General features: G+C 68.1%; 13 protein-coding genes and 2 pseudogenes. 8 read left to right on the top strand and 7 right to left on the bottom strand.

Annotated elements, in window-relative coordinates; translation table 11 throughout:
- The first annotated feature begins 198 nt into the window (after window positions 1–198).
- Together uppS and M6G08_RS25290 are read left to right on the top strand one after the other, a co-directional pair.
- Window positions 199–909: a polyprenyl diphosphate synthase gene (gene uppS / locus M6G08_RS25295; protein WP_272591424.1), complete on the top strand. Its 711-nt coding sequence runs from the start codon at window positions 199–201 to the stop codon at window positions 907–909.
- A complete protein-coding gene (locus M6G08_RS25290; protein WP_272589445.1) occupies window positions 906–2,381 on the top strand; it encodes an oxygenase MpaB family protein in 1,476 nt (491 codons plus the stop codon). The genes uppS and M6G08_RS25290 overlap by 4 nt, the downstream gene beginning before the upstream one ends.
- Before the next feature lie 14 nt (window positions 2,382–2,395).
- Here the strand turns inward: M6G08_RS25290 and M6G08_RS25285 are convergent, their stop codons facing one another.
- On the bottom strand, window positions 2,396–4,081 hold the full coding sequence (locus M6G08_RS25285) for an ISAzo13 family transposase (RefSeq protein WP_272589444.1): 1,686 nt from the start codon (window positions 4,079–4,081) through the stop codon (window positions 2,396–2,398).
- A gap of 150 nt (window positions 4,082–4,231) precedes the next feature.
- On the opposite strand from M6G08_RS25285, the gene M6G08_RS25280 reads away from it, so the two are divergent.
- From M6G08_RS25280 to M6G08_RS25270, 3 genes are all read left to right on the top strand, one after another.
- Window positions 4,232–4,822 carry a hypothetical protein gene (locus tag M6G08_RS25280; RefSeq protein WP_272589443.1) on the top strand — a complete coding sequence of 197 codons (591 nt, stop codon included), beginning with the start codon at window positions 4,232–4,234 and terminating at the stop codon, window positions 4,820–4,822.
- Between the two features lie 55 nt (window positions 4,823–4,877).
- Window positions 4,878–5,648, top strand: coding sequence for a transposase (locus M6G08_RS25275; RefSeq protein ID WP_272589442.1), 771 nt, complete (start codon window positions 4,878–4,880; stop codon window positions 5,646–5,648).
- A 504-nt stretch (window positions 5,649–6,152) separates the two neighbouring features.
- Complete coding sequence (locus M6G08_RS25270; protein ID WP_272589441.1) at window positions 6,153–6,413, top strand: hypothetical protein; 261 nt, start codon at window positions 6,153–6,155, stop codon at window positions 6,411–6,413.
- An 8-nt stretch (window positions 6,414–6,421) separates the two neighbouring features.
- Here the strand turns inward: M6G08_RS25270 and M6G08_RS25265 are convergent.
- Window positions 6,422–6,793: pseudogene (locus M6G08_RS25265) on the bottom strand (DUF6233 domain-containing protein); the annotation flags it as partial.
- Between the two features lie 164 nt (window positions 6,794–6,957).
- Here M6G08_RS25265 and M6G08_RS25260 point away from each other — a divergent pair.
- Window positions 6,958–7,653 carry a hypothetical protein gene (locus M6G08_RS25260; RefSeq protein WP_272589440.1) on the top strand — a complete coding sequence of 232 codons (696 nt, stop codon included), beginning with the start codon at window positions 6,958–6,960 and terminating at the stop codon, window positions 7,651–7,653.
- Window positions 7,654–7,969: 316 nt separating this feature from the next.
- Here M6G08_RS25260 and M6G08_RS25255 read toward each other — a convergent pair whose 3' ends face one another.
- Together M6G08_RS25255 and M6G08_RS25250 are read right to left on the bottom strand one after the other, a co-directional pair.
- Window positions 7,970–8,467 (bottom strand): peptidylprolyl isomerase, encoded by a 498-nt coding sequence (locus M6G08_RS25255; protein ID WP_272589439.1) that lies wholly within the window; start codon window positions 8,465–8,467, stop codon window positions 7,970–7,972.
- A gap of 265 nt (window positions 8,468–8,732) precedes the next feature.
- Window positions 8,733–10,085: a DUF2254 domain-containing protein gene (locus tag M6G08_RS25250; RefSeq protein ID WP_272589438.1), complete on the bottom strand. Its 1,353-nt coding sequence runs from the start codon at window positions 10,083–10,085 to the stop codon at window positions 8,733–8,735.
- A gap of 356 nt (window positions 10,086–10,441) precedes the next feature.
- Between M6G08_RS25250 and M6G08_RS25245 the strand changes: the two genes are divergently transcribed.
- On the top strand, window positions 10,442–10,975 hold the full coding sequence (locus M6G08_RS25245; protein ID WP_272589437.1) for a PepSY domain-containing protein: 534 nt from the start codon (window positions 10,442–10,444) through the stop codon (window positions 10,973–10,975).
- Window positions 10,976–11,099: 124 nt separating this feature from the next.
- Here M6G08_RS25245 and M6G08_RS25240 read toward each other — a convergent pair whose 3' ends face one another.
- Window positions 11,100–11,345 (bottom strand): YrhK family protein, encoded by a 246-nt coding sequence (locus M6G08_RS25240; protein ID WP_272589436.1) that lies wholly within the window; start codon window positions 11,343–11,345, stop codon window positions 11,100–11,102.
- Window positions 11,346–11,636: 291 nt separating this feature from the next.
- Here M6G08_RS25240 and M6G08_RS25235 point away from each other — a divergent pair, with 291 nt between their 5' ends.
- Window positions 11,637–12,203: a DUF2238 domain-containing protein gene (locus M6G08_RS25235; protein WP_272589435.1), complete on the top strand. Its 567-nt coding sequence runs from the start codon at window positions 11,637–11,639 to the stop codon at window positions 12,201–12,203.
- A gap of 153 nt (window positions 12,204–12,356) precedes the next feature.
- Here the strand turns inward: M6G08_RS25235 and M6G08_RS25230 are convergent, their stop codons facing one another.
- Window positions 12,357–12,884 carry a copper chaperone PCu(A)C gene (locus M6G08_RS25230; protein ID WP_272589434.1) on the bottom strand — a complete coding sequence of 176 codons (528 nt, stop codon included), beginning with the start codon at window positions 12,882–12,884 and terminating at the stop codon, window positions 12,357–12,359.
- 224 nt (window positions 12,885–13,108) lie between these two features.
- A pseudogene (locus tag M6G08_RS25225) lies at window positions 13,109–14,075 on the bottom strand (MMPL family transporter); the annotation flags it as partial.
- Window positions 14,076–14,077 lie beyond the last annotated feature (2 nt).

The following is a 14,077-nucleotide window of genomic DNA, read 5'->3' as shown; positions in this document are numbered from 1 at the left end:
GCCGGTCGGAGGCGTGGGCGAGGCGGGGTGGGTGTGAACGAGCACAGCGCGGCCGGAATTGCCGCTCCAGGTGTGGTGGCGTCGTCGGGCGCAGTGGCCCGCAGCGGTCTGCCCGGTGGACGCCGCTCGCCGGGGAGCCGCGCAGGGCAGGGGGACGGGCCGGCCGAGGGAGAACACGGCAACGGCCCTGCGCGCACGGTGCCCCGGCACGTGGCATGTGTGATGGACGGGAACGGGCGGTGGGCCCAGCGGCGCGCACTGCCGCGCTCGGCCGGTCACCAGGCCGCCGAAGCCACCGTCATCGAGGTCATCGAGGCGGCCAGGTCCGCGGGCGTCGAATGGCTCACCCTGTACGCCTTCTCCACCGAGAACTGGAACCGGCCCGGCGCGGAGGTCGACTTCCTGATGGGCCTGGTCCGCCGGGTAGTGCGCAAGCACGCGCCCTTCCTGCTCGCCCGCGGCGTCCGCTGCCGCTTCCTGGGGGTCACCGACCCGCGCATCCCCCGCGAACTGGCTCAAGACTTCGAAGACCTGACGACATTGACCGGCGGCAACCGAGGCATGACGCTGACCGTGGCCTTCGACCACGGCGGTCGCCGGGACATCGTCGAGGCCGCCCGGTCGCTCATCCGGAACGGGACGCCGGCGGACGAGGTGACCGAGGGCCTCTTCGCCCGGCATCTGCCGTTCCCGGATACCCCGGACGTGGACCTGGTCATCCGTACGTCCGGCGAGCAGCGCATCTCCAACTTCATGCTCTGGAAGGTCGCCTACGCCGAGTGGACCTTCCCCGAGGTGCTCTGGCCGGACTTCCGGGCCCCCGACTTCCTGCACTGCCTGCACACCTACCGGCGCCGCGACCGCCGCTTCGGCAGTCTGCCTCCCCAGACGAACGGAGACCCACGATGACCACGGGCACGATCCCCGCCGACGCTCCGCACCCCGACGAGGAGCCGCCCTTGTTCGGCCCCGGAACGCAGTTCCACGCCTTCTTCGACGACCCGCGCTGGGCACTCGCCATGATCCGCGCGACGGTGTTGGAGGCGGCCCACCCGCAGATCGGCGCGGCCCTCCTCGACAACTCCACCTTCATGGCCCATCCCTGGCGCAGGCTCCGCAACACCTTCCTCAGCATGCGGCGCATGTACAGCGGCGACCCCGTGGTACGTGAGCGGGAGGCCGCCCGGCTCAACCGGCTGCACGCGCGCATGAGCGGCACGGACCCCCGCGGCCGGGCCTACGACGCGATGGACCGCGCCACTCGCGCCTGGGTGATCGCCACCCTGTTCGAGAGCGCCGTGACGATGTGCCGGCTGAGCGGCCAGCCCCTTGAGCAGCGCACGATGGAACGGATGTACGCCGAGTACCGTGCGTTCCTCGCCGCACTCGACGGTGACGCCACCGTACTCCCCGAGGAACTCCACGACTTCTGGGCCTACTTCGACCGCGTCGTGGAGGAGGAGCTGGAGAACACCGAGGCGGCCCGCATCATCCTGTACCGGCTCTTCGACCATCTGCCCGTCCCGGCGCTGCTCGACGGAGCGCCGACCGTGTGGGCGGCGGGCCGGGCCGTCGCCGGGCCGCTCTTCGGCGCGATCACCGTGGCCTCGCTCCCCGAGACGTACCGGCGCCGGGCCGGCCTACCGGAGATGCCCGGCGCCGACACCCTCATGCGGGGTGCCTACCTCGCCGCCGGACTGGCCCGCTTCCTGCCCGAGGGCTGGCTCAACGCGCAGAACATCATCGACTTGCTGACGCTGTCGACCGGTAGCGACGACCCCCGCGCCCGGACCGTCGCCGCCCTGCGCAGTCGTACGAAACGCGCGTCGGCCCTGCTCCGCCTGATCATCCCGCTGGGCGGAGTGCCTGATCCGGGCCAGGCGTCCGCGCACACGGGCGAGGGCCGACGCTCGGCGGAGGAGTTCTTCCACCAGGTGCTGGACCAGACCGGCGACGGCCACCTCGACTGGCCGGACCTCGCGGCAATGGCCCGGGAACTGTCGACGCGCCTGGACCTAGACGAACCGGAGGAGACGCGACTCTACGACGCCTTCGCCGCCTGGTGGCACGAACTTCAGGAAGCCCTCGACACGGACGGTGACGGCCGGGTCAGCGCCGACGAGTACGCCGCCGCCGTCCCCTCCCTCGCCGGGCCCGCGCTGATCCGCGTCGCCGAGGTGCTTTTCGACGCGGCCGACGAGGACGGCAACGGCACCATCGACGCGGACGAGTACCGGGCGCTCTTCCGTACCGCCTTTCACCGCGACCTCGCCACCGGCGAAGGGACCTACGGCCGGAGCGCCTTCGTAGGCGATTTCGTCTCCTTCATGTCGGCGCGCCGCACGAGTACTCCTTACGATCCCCTCTTCACGGATGCCTAAGGGCTCGCAGAGAATCAACATGCTGGTTTGATCTTCGTGGTGCTGCTGTTGGCGAGGAACGCGGTGACGTCAGCAGGCGTCCGGAACCTGGCCGTGGAGGGCGGAATGGTGCAGCCGTGTCCGGCCAGGAGGGGCTGGACTTGGTGAACGGCCCTGGTGAGGGTGCTGGGGTTGACTCCGAAGAGCTGGGCAAGCAGGTCGCGGGTGCCGAGTTTGCGCAGGTAGAGCACGGTGGCCAGGACTCTGTCGGCGGTGGTCAGCTTGTCTTTGGCCCCAGCGCCCCGAGAACGGATGCGTTCGCCTCCTCGCTGCCGGAGCCGTCCTTGCTCACGTGACTCGTCTAGTTTCTGGGTCAGTTGGTCGACAAGTTCGTCCAGCGCAGGTTCGGGCATGCCGGTCAGCTCCGAGTCGCGTAGGCACCCGGTGCAAGGCTGCGGGGACGGGCCGCCAGCCGGCTGCGGGGACTCGGCTGCGCTGGTGGTATCGCGAGGTGGGGGATGGAGGGTGTAGTTCCAGTCGCCGTGGAAACGGTGCCGGTGCATGGGCAGAGCGTCGATATCGCTGTCGGTGACCTTGATGCCGGTGTCATAAGTGCCCGGGTCGAGTTCGGCGTGGACGGTCAGCCCGGTGCGGGTGGTGGTCGCCGCGATGCTGTTCACGACAACGTCGTGGCTGGTCAGCGGTCGGCCGCCCCAGTTCATGGAGATGTCGGAGAACAGCCGGTGCTCGATCTTGTTCCACTTTGAGGTGCCCGGCGGCATGTGGCAGACCGTGATGGCCATGCCCGTCTGGGCGGCCAGGGCGGCAAGTTCGGTCTTCCAGGCGCGGGTGCGATAGCCGTTGGACCCGCCCGCGTCCGCGGTGATCAGCAGTCGGGTGGCGGCCGGATAGTCGTGCCGCCCCCGGGCCTGCCACCAGCGGCGGACGGAGGCGACAGCAAACGCGGCGGTGTCATGATCAGTGCCCACGGTGACCCAGCCGGTGTTCGCGGCGATGTCATAGATCCCGTAGGGAATCGCCTTGCCCGGTCCCTGCCGGTCCAGGAAGTCGTGCGTCTTGACCAGCACCGGCTCACTGGCAGGCCGCCACCGGCGGCCCGAGTTCTTGTAGTCGCCGATGAGTTCCTTCTTCTTCGAATCCACGCTGATCACCGGCCGGCCGGCCCCCATGTGCCCTCTGGCCTGCTCGTTGATGTAGCGGAACTGGGCGTCGCGGTCCGGGTGCTGTCTGCCCTCGATGGTCTTGGCGCCGGCCTGCAGGCTGAAGCCCTCTTCCCGCAGCAGGTCACCGACCGTGTCCGCGCTCACTTGGTGCCCCTGACCGGTGAGCGCGGCCGCCAGGCTCCTGGTCGACTTCACCGTCCAGCGCAGCGGCGACATGGGATCGCCCCGCTCGTCGGGTTCCACCAGTGCCAGCAGCGCAGTCCGCAGTCCCGGATCAAGATCCGCGGACCTCTTCCGGCCACCACCGGGCCTGCGTACCCGGCCCAGGGGTTCCTCGCCGGCCTCCAGCTCGTCCACTCCCTTACGCACCGTCGTCTCGCTGACCCGGGCCGCCCGCGCGACCGCCCGGATACCGCCGTGACCCAGGATCCGGGCCTCGGCCCCCATCATCAGCCGCCGCTGCCGCTCGTCGAGGTGCGGGAACAATACTTCGAACCTCGCAGCGAGTTGACCGCGAACCTCGTCGGAGACGCTCATACCGCAACAACGAGCTGCATAACGGGAAGCAACACCTTGATTCTCTGCAAGCCCTAAGGGCTGTCCCGTAACTACGGCCCAGAGCTGCCCCCAGGGACTCCGCAGCTTGCACCTGGGGCCGGCGGCCGCAGGTGTGTCATTGTTGCGATCATGGGTGACTCGAGGGCGTATCCCCTGTTCAGGAGCGTCAGCGCAGCGGACACGCTCGTGCTGGCACAGCGTCTGTGGTCGCTGATGGAGAGGCGGGCTGCGGTTGCTGAGCTGACCGCTGAGCTGCAAACGGTCGAGGATGTGTGGAGGATGGTGGGGGTACTGCCAAGGGCTCAGTACACCGCGCAGGGCGTGCCATTCGACTCGCGCCAGTGGACTCATGAGTACCGGGCGGACACGTTGCCCAGGGGTTCCCGCGAGCTCCTCGCGTTGCTGCCGTTGCGTGTGGACGAGGAGGTGGCGGTTGGTGAGGGCCTGGAAGATGTCTTCGTCCAGGCCCTGGGCCGTGGCCCTGCCTCGATCTACTGGGACGGCAACTGGCCGGACGGACCGGAACTTGGTCTCGAGGCGTACGCGACGTACGAGGCAGTCGAAGTCGCGTTCAACAGTCTCGATATTGACCTGGTGATTCCCGCCGATGAGCACACGGTGTTCGTGCACCTTTCCAAGCTAGGGAACCTCCCCCGAGCGGAGTGGCTGGCGAGACAGCTCGGTGTGGAGGTGCTTGGGGAATCTGTGCCGGGCAGGTGATCGGGGCAATGGACAGCCGCACCGTGGCTGGCCGGCATCATGCGACGATCTGTTTGTGGCTGGTGTGATCACGGCGTCGAAGCCGTCCTGGATAGCCCCGTTCACCGGGCTGAGCCCGCGCTGCTTCGCCAAGTTGGTGACCGTGGCGCGCCGCGAGACTGCGGATGTTCCGCGGCGCGGCCGGCCGTGGGGCTTGCCGCTGGAGGAACGGGTGCTGCTGGTCGCGGCCTACTGGCGGACCAACCTGACGCTACGCCAGCTTGCCCCGCTCCTCGGGGTCTCGAAGTCGGCGGCCGACCGGATCATCGACCACCTCGGGCCGAAGCTCGCGCTCCAGCCACGCCAGCGGTTCGCGAAGAACACCGTACTGATCGTGGACGGCACCCTCGTGCCGACCCGCGACCACAGCGTGGCGGAGCAGTCGAAGAACCACCGCTATTCGACCAACCACCAGGTCGTGATCGACGCTGTCACCCGGCTCGTGGTCGTGGTCGGCCGACCGCTGCCCGGCAACCGCAACGACTGCCGGGCATGGTCCGAGTCAGGCGCGAAGGACGCCGTTGGTAGGACCCTGACTATGGCGGACGGCGGCTACCCGGGCACGGGCCTGCTGATGCCGCACCGTCGCGCGAACGGCCAGACCGAACTCCCCGCCTGGCAGCAGGAACACAACCGCTCCCACAAACAGGTCAGAGGCCGCATCGAGCACACCTTCGCCCGAATGAAGGGCTGGAAGATCCTGCGCGACTGCCGCCTGAAGGGTCACGGCGTCCACCACGCCATGCTCGGGATCGCACGCCTCCACAACCTCGCCCTCACAGGCTGATTGGAACACGCCGCTCGGCAACCATCGCGCCCTCACCGCCGCGGAGAATCATTACGGGACAGCCCTTCGCGTATCCGCGGGGGGTCGGATGTTCATGCACGCGATGCCCTGTCCAACGACGCTGCGGCGCCTCAGTCACCTGCACCGGAGCAATGCAGGTGAAGCCGTCCAGCGGCTGCTCCCGCGCGCCTACGATGCAGCCGTGCGGAACACCAAGGCGTTCAAGGAAGCCGTTGCCCAGACGCTCACCGAGCTGGCCCACCGAGGGGTGACGCTCGCGCCGGCGACGGTGGAGGACACGATCGAGAAGAACATCAGCACAGTGGCCGAACGGCTCCGGATCCAGACGCGCTCCGCCTGGCGGTACTTCGACGCCGCCGCCCTCGCCGACCGCCTCGCGCAGAGCCAGGCCTCCTACGAGGAGAGCAGCAGCGAGAAGGGCGTCGGGCAGGCCCCGATGCCGCCGATCGACAACACCCCGAGCTCGCCCTGGTCCTCGCCGGGGTGCCGGACTCCCTGGCCCAGACCGGCGGCGACCTGTACGCGGTCATCATCAACGTCGCCGTCAACGCCTGGTTGGCCGGCCACATCCACGGCGAGGACGGCTGCACCGGCTGCGACGGCAGCCGCGGCCCGGCCGGACACGACTGGGAAGCGAGGATGCGCACCATCACCGAGCTGCAGCCCAACGTCACCAAGTGGTTCGACCGCGACGTGTGGACCCGCGCTGTCAACGACGCCGGTTACACCGTCGCCCGCCGCTGACCTGCTGCTCAGGTCTCTTCGAAGCCGTGGTCGAAGCCCTTGAGGACGGGGTCCAGTTCCGTGGCCGCGCCACACAGCGAGCACAGCCGCACCCCCGGCTGCTCGGCTGCGTCCAGCGCCCGCTCCAGCGGCAGCACCGGCGCCCCGGCCGGCGCCTCTTCGCAGTCGACGGCGTGCACGACACCGCCCCGGCCGGGACCGCGCCCGCCGGCCTTCACCAGCACCCAGCCGGACGGACGGCGCGGCCCCAGCGCCTCCAGGACGGGCAAGGGCCGCTCCAGGTACTCGGTGGGCACGGCGTCGTACGAGACGCCGTCCACGGGCCGCACATGCTGCGGTGCGCGCACCCAGACCCGGTACTCGGCAGGCTCCACCGTGTCCTCGAACTGGTGAAGGTGCGGTATTCCGATCCTGCGCTATTCCTCGGGTTCTGTGCAGGCGGCCAGGTAGGGGCGACTGCGACCTCGCCAATCAGTCTGGATTTGGCACCCCGTACGCTCGTTCGTCATCGGACCGACGCAGACTGGCGAGGGAGTAGGAGCGCATGACGGGGGACAAGGACTCGCACGGGCTTGCGGCTGGAGCCGACCGAGCGGCCCAGCCTGCCGAGAACGCCCACGCCCGACTCCGTACGGGACCCATTCACTGGCTCCTGTTCAACAGCACGTGCGTTGCGGCCTTGGTGAGCCTGGTGTGGCTCGCGCCGGTGATCCCGCTGCCGGGCCTGCTACGTGGCGCGGCCTTCCTCGTCTCTGCGCTGCTGATACCCCTGGCGCTGGTCCTGGTGCCGGCCCTCTTGCTCCGCCACATCCCTCACAAGAAGCCGCCGAAACTGGCCATAGTCGCGCTCATCGTTGCCGTCGTTGCCTCAGTCGTGCTGGCAGTCATCACTCGCCAGGCCGGCAATGAGCGGGCGCTGCAAGAGAGGGGCCGGTGGGCGGAGGCCGTCGTGATCGAGGTCGAGAACCGCAAGACGGACAAGTGCACGCTCCGCACCCGCGACGGCCGAAAGATCTCACCTCAGCTGTCGGAGGGCGACGGCTGCGAAGCGGATTGGGTCGAGCCAGGCGACAAGCTGCGTGTGCTGTACGACCCCAAGGGTGCAGCCGGTCCGGTGGAGGACGTGGACGGGGAGTTGGAACCCGACTCGTACCGAGGGGCGGTCGGCGGCCTGGCAGCGCTGATCACCGTGGCAGGCACGTTGGGCTGTACACGGCTGAATCGGCGGGGCAACGAGTAGGACGGGGACACCTCTCCATTTCGCCCACGGACGGCGCTGTAACCACGCGATTACGCTCGTTTAACTGGTGAAGGTGCAGTATTCCGACGCTGCGCTATTCCTCGGGTTCCGTGCGGATGCCGACTTCCCTGCCGCTGGCCAGCGGCAGGGAAGTACCACGCGCGCCTCCTGGGTCGCCTGAGGTTGCAGCGGTGGCCAGGGAGCCGACCCGTCCACGCCCTCACCGGGCGACGCTGCCGGTACCGCGGTCGCGTGCTGGCTCGCGCCCTTGGTATGACCAGTCGATTCTGAGCGCACCACCGACTGATCCGGGGATTCAGAGCTGTCCGCTGTCGTCGATGACGATCTTCGCTGAGGTTTTGCCGGCTGGGGAGGAACCAAACGTCTCAACCTTCTTGACCACCTCCATGCCCTCGATGACCTTCCCGAACACGACGTGCTTGTTGTCGAGCCAGGATGTCTTCACGGTGGTGATGAAGAATTGGGAGTCGTTCGTGTCCGGCCCCGCGTTGGCCATCGACAGCATCCCTGGCTCGGTGTGCTTGTACAGGAAGTTCTCGTCTTCGAACCTCTTGCCGTAGATGCTCTTGCCGCCGGTGCCGTTGCCCTTCGTGAAGTCCCCGCCCTGCAGCATGAAATCGGGGATCACGCGATGGAAGGTACTGCCCTTGTAGCCGAACCCCTTCTCACCCGTACACAGCGCGCGGAAGTTCTCCGCCGTCTTGGGAACGTCGTGGACGAACAGCTCGAAGGTGATCCGGCCGAGCCGTTTGCCGTCGGCGGAGACGTCGAAGAAGACCCTGGGAAGTGACATATTCGGCATGGTGAAAGTGTGTCATCTTCGGTGAAGCCGGAGCGGGTATTGACGCGACGGCGTGCCGGAGTCCAGGGCGAAGTCCACTCGCGTGGAACCCGGGCCCAGGCGTACCCGTCACCTCGGCCAGGACGGGAATTAAGCCCGTTTTACTGGTGAAGAGGCGGTATTCCAGTGGTGCGCTATTCCTGGTTGTCGCGGTGGGCGAAGAGTGCTGGGAGGCTGTAAGCGGGTAGGCGGGTGGCGGCGGTGTCTGGCTGGCTGGTCAGGGGATGGGGCCGTGTGCCTGTTGCTTGGCCAGTGCCTGTCCGATGAGACGGGTCAGTTCGGTCAGCTGGAGACGTTCGGTGGGGTGGAAGTCTTGGGCGTCGATGGTGGCGCGCAGCCGGGTGAGTGCGGAGTGAACGGGAGGCTGGTGGGCGGGGGTGCTGGTCCAGGCGAGTTCGCGCAGCAGCATGGCGATGCGGGCGAGGACGGCGGGTTCGGCGGCGCCATAGCGCATGGGCTGGGTTACTGCCAGGTCGAGCAGGTCTTCCAGGTTCGGTCGTTGTAGCACGACTCTGACCTGTTGGTCGTTGTCGAGCAGCAGGCAGGGGCCAAGGTGGTGTTGTGTCAGTTCGCACAGCAGTGCGGAGGAGTGGGAGAGGGCGTGGACGGCGGTCGTGGGGTCGTTGACGCCTGGGGAGAGTGCTTTGGCGGCGATGTCGGTGAGCTGCCGCAGGCTGAATGCGATGTCCTGGTGGTCGGTGCGTTCGGGGCCGGTGGTCACGGCTTTGGTGGCTGCTTCGGTCAGGCGTGCCCGTGTCTCGGGGGTGAATCGCTCACTGGTGCGTGGCCAGGCGGCGCCCATGGGTGTGCCGGTGATCAGAGAGGTTCCGGGGTGGCGGTCGATGAGCAGGATGGCGTCGGCTGCTACGGCAGCGTTGAGTAGGGCTTCCTCGTCCACGGAGGTCAGGAAGCCGGACGTGCCGGCCGTGAGGGTCAAGGCGTTCGGGGGCGGTCTGTGAGGGTCGCCCTGGTGGGCTCCGGCAGCGAGGTCCCTGTGTGGCGCGCCCTCCCTGTGGGGCAGGAGCCGCTGAATGGTGCGGTCGGCGGCGGAGTGGACGCTGCTCATCATCGTCTCGACGCGGATCTCGCGTGCCAGGTGTGACAGGAAGAGCACGAGACCGAGGACGCTGGCCAGGGTGAGAAACAAGGCCACCGTGACCGACATCTGAGGGACGAAGCCGCTCCGCTCGTCCTCGCCGGTGCGTACGGTGCGAAGCACGGTCAGGGCATAGGTGAACGTGGCGAGGAAGAGCGCCAGAGTCGTCTGGACGTACGGGTCCGCGGTGAAGGTCCGCAACAGGCGCGGGGAGAACTGGCTGCTGGCCAGTTGCAGTGTCAGCACGGTGAGCGAGAACGTCAGTGCCGTGACGGTGACCAGAGAGCCGGCGATCACCTCCAGCACCGAGCGTGCCGCGTCTGCATTGCCGCCGAACAGGTAGTCACTCAGCCATGGCGGAATGTCGCGCTGAAATCGTTCATCCAGCCGCGGCAGGCCCACGCCTGCGACGACGGCGAGGACGACGCCCAGCGTCGGCAGAGGCCATAGCTGCGCGCGGAGCGTGTCACGCATCAGTGCGGAGTGTGCGTGGCGGCAGCCCGGCCTGGCGGGCTGTTGAGGCAGGAAGGGTGAACGACCGCTTAAGTGTCAACACGATCTTACGTTATATACCGCACTAAATGGTGCAAAGCTGGAGCACTGCCGAGTGCTGTATGGCCCCAGCGTCGGAAGGTGCTCGTGCTGGCGGCTTTGCCTATTTCGCGGGTTCGGCCTACCGGCTGCGTTCGTCTGAAATGTTGCTGTTGTGAGACTTGGTGTTTTGGTCTGTTCGGTCGGGTCAGTCGGCCTGCATGAGAGTGACAGGTGTGATGCGGGACGAGGGTGGATGGGTGTGGCGACGGCTCGCTGTGGCTCTGTGCGTGCCAGTCATGGCCTTGTCGCTGCTTGCGGGCTGCGGCCGGGAGGATCCGCTGAATGAGCCCGCCGAGCGGTTCGAGATGGTGGAGGTCGACTATGCGCGTGCGGTTCGGCTGTCCGTGGCCGAGGTGAGCGCCGGAGAGCTGGTGGCTCTGGAACTGAAGAAGCCTGAGTCGGTGTCGCCAGTGTGGGAGAGCCGGGTCGCGGAGCAGGATGGACAGCTGCGGACGGTCCGGCTGGGTGCCACCCGGGGCGAGGTGCTGGGCACGAGTGCCGGTCCCGACCTGACGGACTCCGAGCGGCAGGACCTCGTGCAATTGCTGGAGCAGACTCGGGTCCTGCCGGACCAGGCAGCCCGTGAAGCGGCCGATACGCCGAACAGCGAGGTCGTCACTGCCATCGAACTGGAGCGGCAGGACGACCGGCCGGTCTGGTTGGTCAGCGTCCTCGGGGTTGGCGATGCTGCGGCGATGGTCCACGTGGTGGACGCGAGAACCGGCGAGATCCTTGACCGTCGCCGGCCTGACGTGAGCGCGGGTACATGAGACGGGCAGCGCGCTGGCACGTTCCGGCGGAGGCGCTCAGAGGGCCCCACCGTCCTCACACGCAGCATCGACTCCGCGTCTCAGCAGGCGGCTCCCAAGGTATTGGCGGCAGGCCGTCGGTCACCTACTGCCCGTGCGAGGTGGTGGCCTGCTGCCGTGACCGGCGCTCGTGCCGGACGAACGCCTCACCGATGGTGCCCACGAGCATGCCGAGCGAGCCGAGCACAAACAGCCACAGAGCGATTCGTTCCAGGCTGGGAAAGAGGAAGAACACACTGCCGACAAGGAATGTCGTGTTGCCGAAGCCGCCAATGACCAAGTGGAGGAACGGGAAGTCCTGAAGCAGGTACCGTTCGAGTCGGGTCAGCAAGTGGTCACCTTTCCAGCGCCGGGTCGCCAGTAGCTCCGTGAGGTAACGGGGTACCGTTCGCAACAACGGCGAAACACTCGGATGCCGTCTCATCGCCGTACGCAGCTCCTATGCCAGGAAGCGAAGCACCTCGCCCCGGCGGTCCGTGCGGGGAGCCGCCGGCACAACCCCTGTCGTTCTCCGTCCCGCTGACCGGCGCGACGGCGTACGACAGACGCGGGGCCCTCGATGTCTGTGACGTGGCGAGGTTCTCGGGTCTGTGCAGAATGAGAGAGCATGGTGGCTCGGAGCGTGACGTGGCTGGCTGTCCTGGTGCTGGCCTGCAGTGCCGTCGTGGTGGGAGCCCTGGGCGAAGCGTTCTCCGCAGTCCGTTTCCTTTCCGGCGTCGTACTCCTTGTCGTCGTGACGAGGCTGCGGGTGCCGGCGCCCTTTGAGGCGGTCTTCTCAGCCGTCGTGACGGTCGCTTTCTGGTGCGATGTCGGTCGCTGGTACCACCGGGTTCCGGAATTGGACACGGTGGTGCATTTCCTGCTCACCGGAGCAGGCTCCGTAGTCGCCTTCTTCGCCCTGCTCAGGGGCGCGGGACCGGAGCTGAGGCAGGCTGCCGCGAATACTCCGCGTTGGACGCTGACCCTTCTGGTCGGCATGGCCGGGACCAGCGCCGCCACTCTGTGGGAACTCTATGAGTGGGTTGCGGAGCAGGTCTCGCCGGAAACCATGCAGGTCGGTTACGGCGACACCGTCGCCGACCTGGCCGTGGGCGTCACGGGCTCGCTTTTGGCCGGCGCGCTGTTCGCCGGGTCTTCCCGCACCGTCCTGGCGCCCGCATCGTCTGCGACGCGCGGAAGGGGCTGCTGACGATGCGGGCGGGACGAAGAGGAACGCAGAGCGGGGAAAGGACCGATAAGGGCAGGGAGCCGGCACACGGTCTGCTGCAAGCGGACTGGCCTGGACCTCGACGGTAAGGTTCGGCGGCCTCCTGGCAGATGGCTCCGCGCACGCGTGCGCGGCTTATCCGGTCGGGGATGTGCTTCCGTCGTAGACGGGAACTTGCGACTGGATGTTGAAGGTAGCTGTCCCGGCGTCTTCGAAGCGCATGGTGAACTGCATGAAGTCGCCTCCTCTGATCTGCCGACGCACGTCGCGCAGCACCAGGTGGCTCTTGCCCGACTCCAGCTCTACGAGCTTGTTCGCCGGCAGTTCCACCCCGCCGGGCAGCGGTTTCCCGTCTGAGCTGACGATGTCCACCGAGGCTGCGTTCGGCGTGCTGGCGCCCACCAGCTTGTCGTCCTCGCCGCCCTTGTTGTAGAGCCAGACATACGCGGGGACGTCGTCTCCCGGCTGCCACGGTTCGCCTTGCGGCTCCGCCACGTGTGCGTAGCGGATCATGATGTCGCCGACACGGCCGTTCTGGCCCGGCGCCTCCCAGTCCGGGAGCGAGAAGTCGTCATCCCCGCCGCATCCGCTCGCGGTCAACGCGACGGCAAGAGCGGTCGCCGCAAGGACGTACCGGCCGCGCGCCGCGAAGAGAACTGACATGATCGCTCCTTCTCACCGACCCAGCGCTTCCACCTTGCGTACCTCAGGGGATCCGGGCAAACGGTGCAGAGCTGATCGGGGGAAATGCGGCCCTTGGTGATGGAGGCCGGGTGCGCGCCTGCCGCCGCGATCCGCTTGACCGCGGCGCAGTCGCTGACGTCGTCGTCCAGCGCCGCCTCCAAGATGCCGACGAGGGACGCTTCGGCGGACGAGGACAGGACATATAGCAGGGCGGGCACGAAGGTGACCGCGATCAGCACGGCGACGGCGACCGTACTCGCCGCGGCGAGGCCCATCTTGGTGAGGATCGGAATGTCGACGACCACGAGGCCGGCCAGCGTGATGATGACCGTGAGCCCGGCGAAGACGACGGCCGAACCGGCCGTGCCGGTCGCAACACCCGCTGCCTCCTGGGGACGCGGCCCTCGGTGATCTCGGCGCGGTAGCGGGAAACGACGAACAGGGTGTAGTCGATGCCGACCGCGAGGCCGATCATCATGGCCAGCGTCCCGGTCGTGGCGGACAGCCCGAGGGCGCTGCCGAGCGCGGCGATGGCGGAGGTGCCGACGGCGACGCCGATCAGGGCCGTGAGCAGTGGCATGCCTGCGGCGATCAGCGAGCCGAAGGTGAGGAACAGGACGACGGCGGAGATCAGCACGCCGATCTGCTCGCCGGTGCCGGTCATGGTCTGCTCGACCATGACCGCGTCCCCGCCCGCCTCGACGGTCAGTGCGCCCTCGCGGGCCTGGTCGGTGGCCGCGGTGAGCGCGTCGCGGGCCTCGTCGGTGAGGTCGGACGCGGCTATCTCGTAGGTCACCACGGTGTAGTCGGTACGGCCGTCCGCGCTGACCGAGCCGGCCGTGAACGGGTCGGCGACGCCGATACCTGGGGCGCCCTGCCGAGTTCGCCGGCGAGCGCACCGATCGCTGCTTTCTCGGCCTCGATGGTCCCGCCCTCGGGCACGTGGACCACCACACGGGCGGTGGCGCCGTCGGTGCCGGAGTCCGGGAACTTCTCCTCGAGCAGGTCGAACGTTTTCTGCGACTCGGTGCCCGGCATCGAGGACCGGTCGGGCGGCGGTGCGGGCGCGGCCGCGGCACCGACGCCGCAGACGATCAGTACCCACAGCAGGGTGACGAGGCCGCGGCGCCGGAAGGCGAAGCGGCCGAGCATGTACCGGAAGGCAGCCAACG

The organism is Streptomyces sp. M92, assembly GCF_028473745.1.
GTDB lineage: Bacteria > Actinomycetota > Actinomycetes > Streptomycetales > Streptomycetaceae > Streptomyces.
Note: the sequence above shows the minus strand (reverse complement) of the source record. Positions and strands in the feature narration are given on the sequence as shown.

Bases quoted from the DNA above. Each gene is read 5' to 3' on its own strand.
- M6G08_RS25290 (WP_272589445.1), top strand. From the start codon at position 906: ATGACCACGGGCACGATCCCCGCCGACGCTCCGCACCCCGACGAGGAG.
- M6G08_RS25285 (WP_272589444.1), bottom strand. From the start codon at position 4,081: ATGAGCGTCTCCGACGAGGTTCGCGGTCAACTCGCTGCGAGGTTCGAA.
- M6G08_RS25280 (WP_272589443.1), top strand. From the start codon at position 4,232: ATGGGTGACTCGAGGGCGTATCCCCTGTTCAGGAGCGTCAGCGCAGCG.
- M6G08_RS25260 (WP_272589440.1), top strand. From the start codon at position 6,958: ATGACGGGGGACAAGGACTCGCACGGGCTTGCGGCTGGAGCCGACCGA.
- M6G08_RS25255 (WP_272589439.1), bottom strand. From the start codon at position 8,467: ATGTCACTTCCCAGGGTCTTCTTCGACGTCTCCGCCGACGGCAAACGG.
- M6G08_RS25250 (WP_272589438.1), bottom strand. From the start codon at position 10,085: ATGCGTGACACGCTCCGCGCGCAGCTATGGCCTCTGCCGACGCTGGGC.
- M6G08_RS25245 (WP_272589437.1), top strand. From the start codon at position 10,442: ATGGCCTTGTCGCTGCTTGCGGGCTGCGGCCGGGAGGATCCGCTGAAT.
- M6G08_RS25230 (WP_272589434.1), bottom strand. From the start codon at position 12,884: ATGTCAGTTCTCTTCGCGGCGCGCGGCCGGTACGTCCTTGCGGCGACC.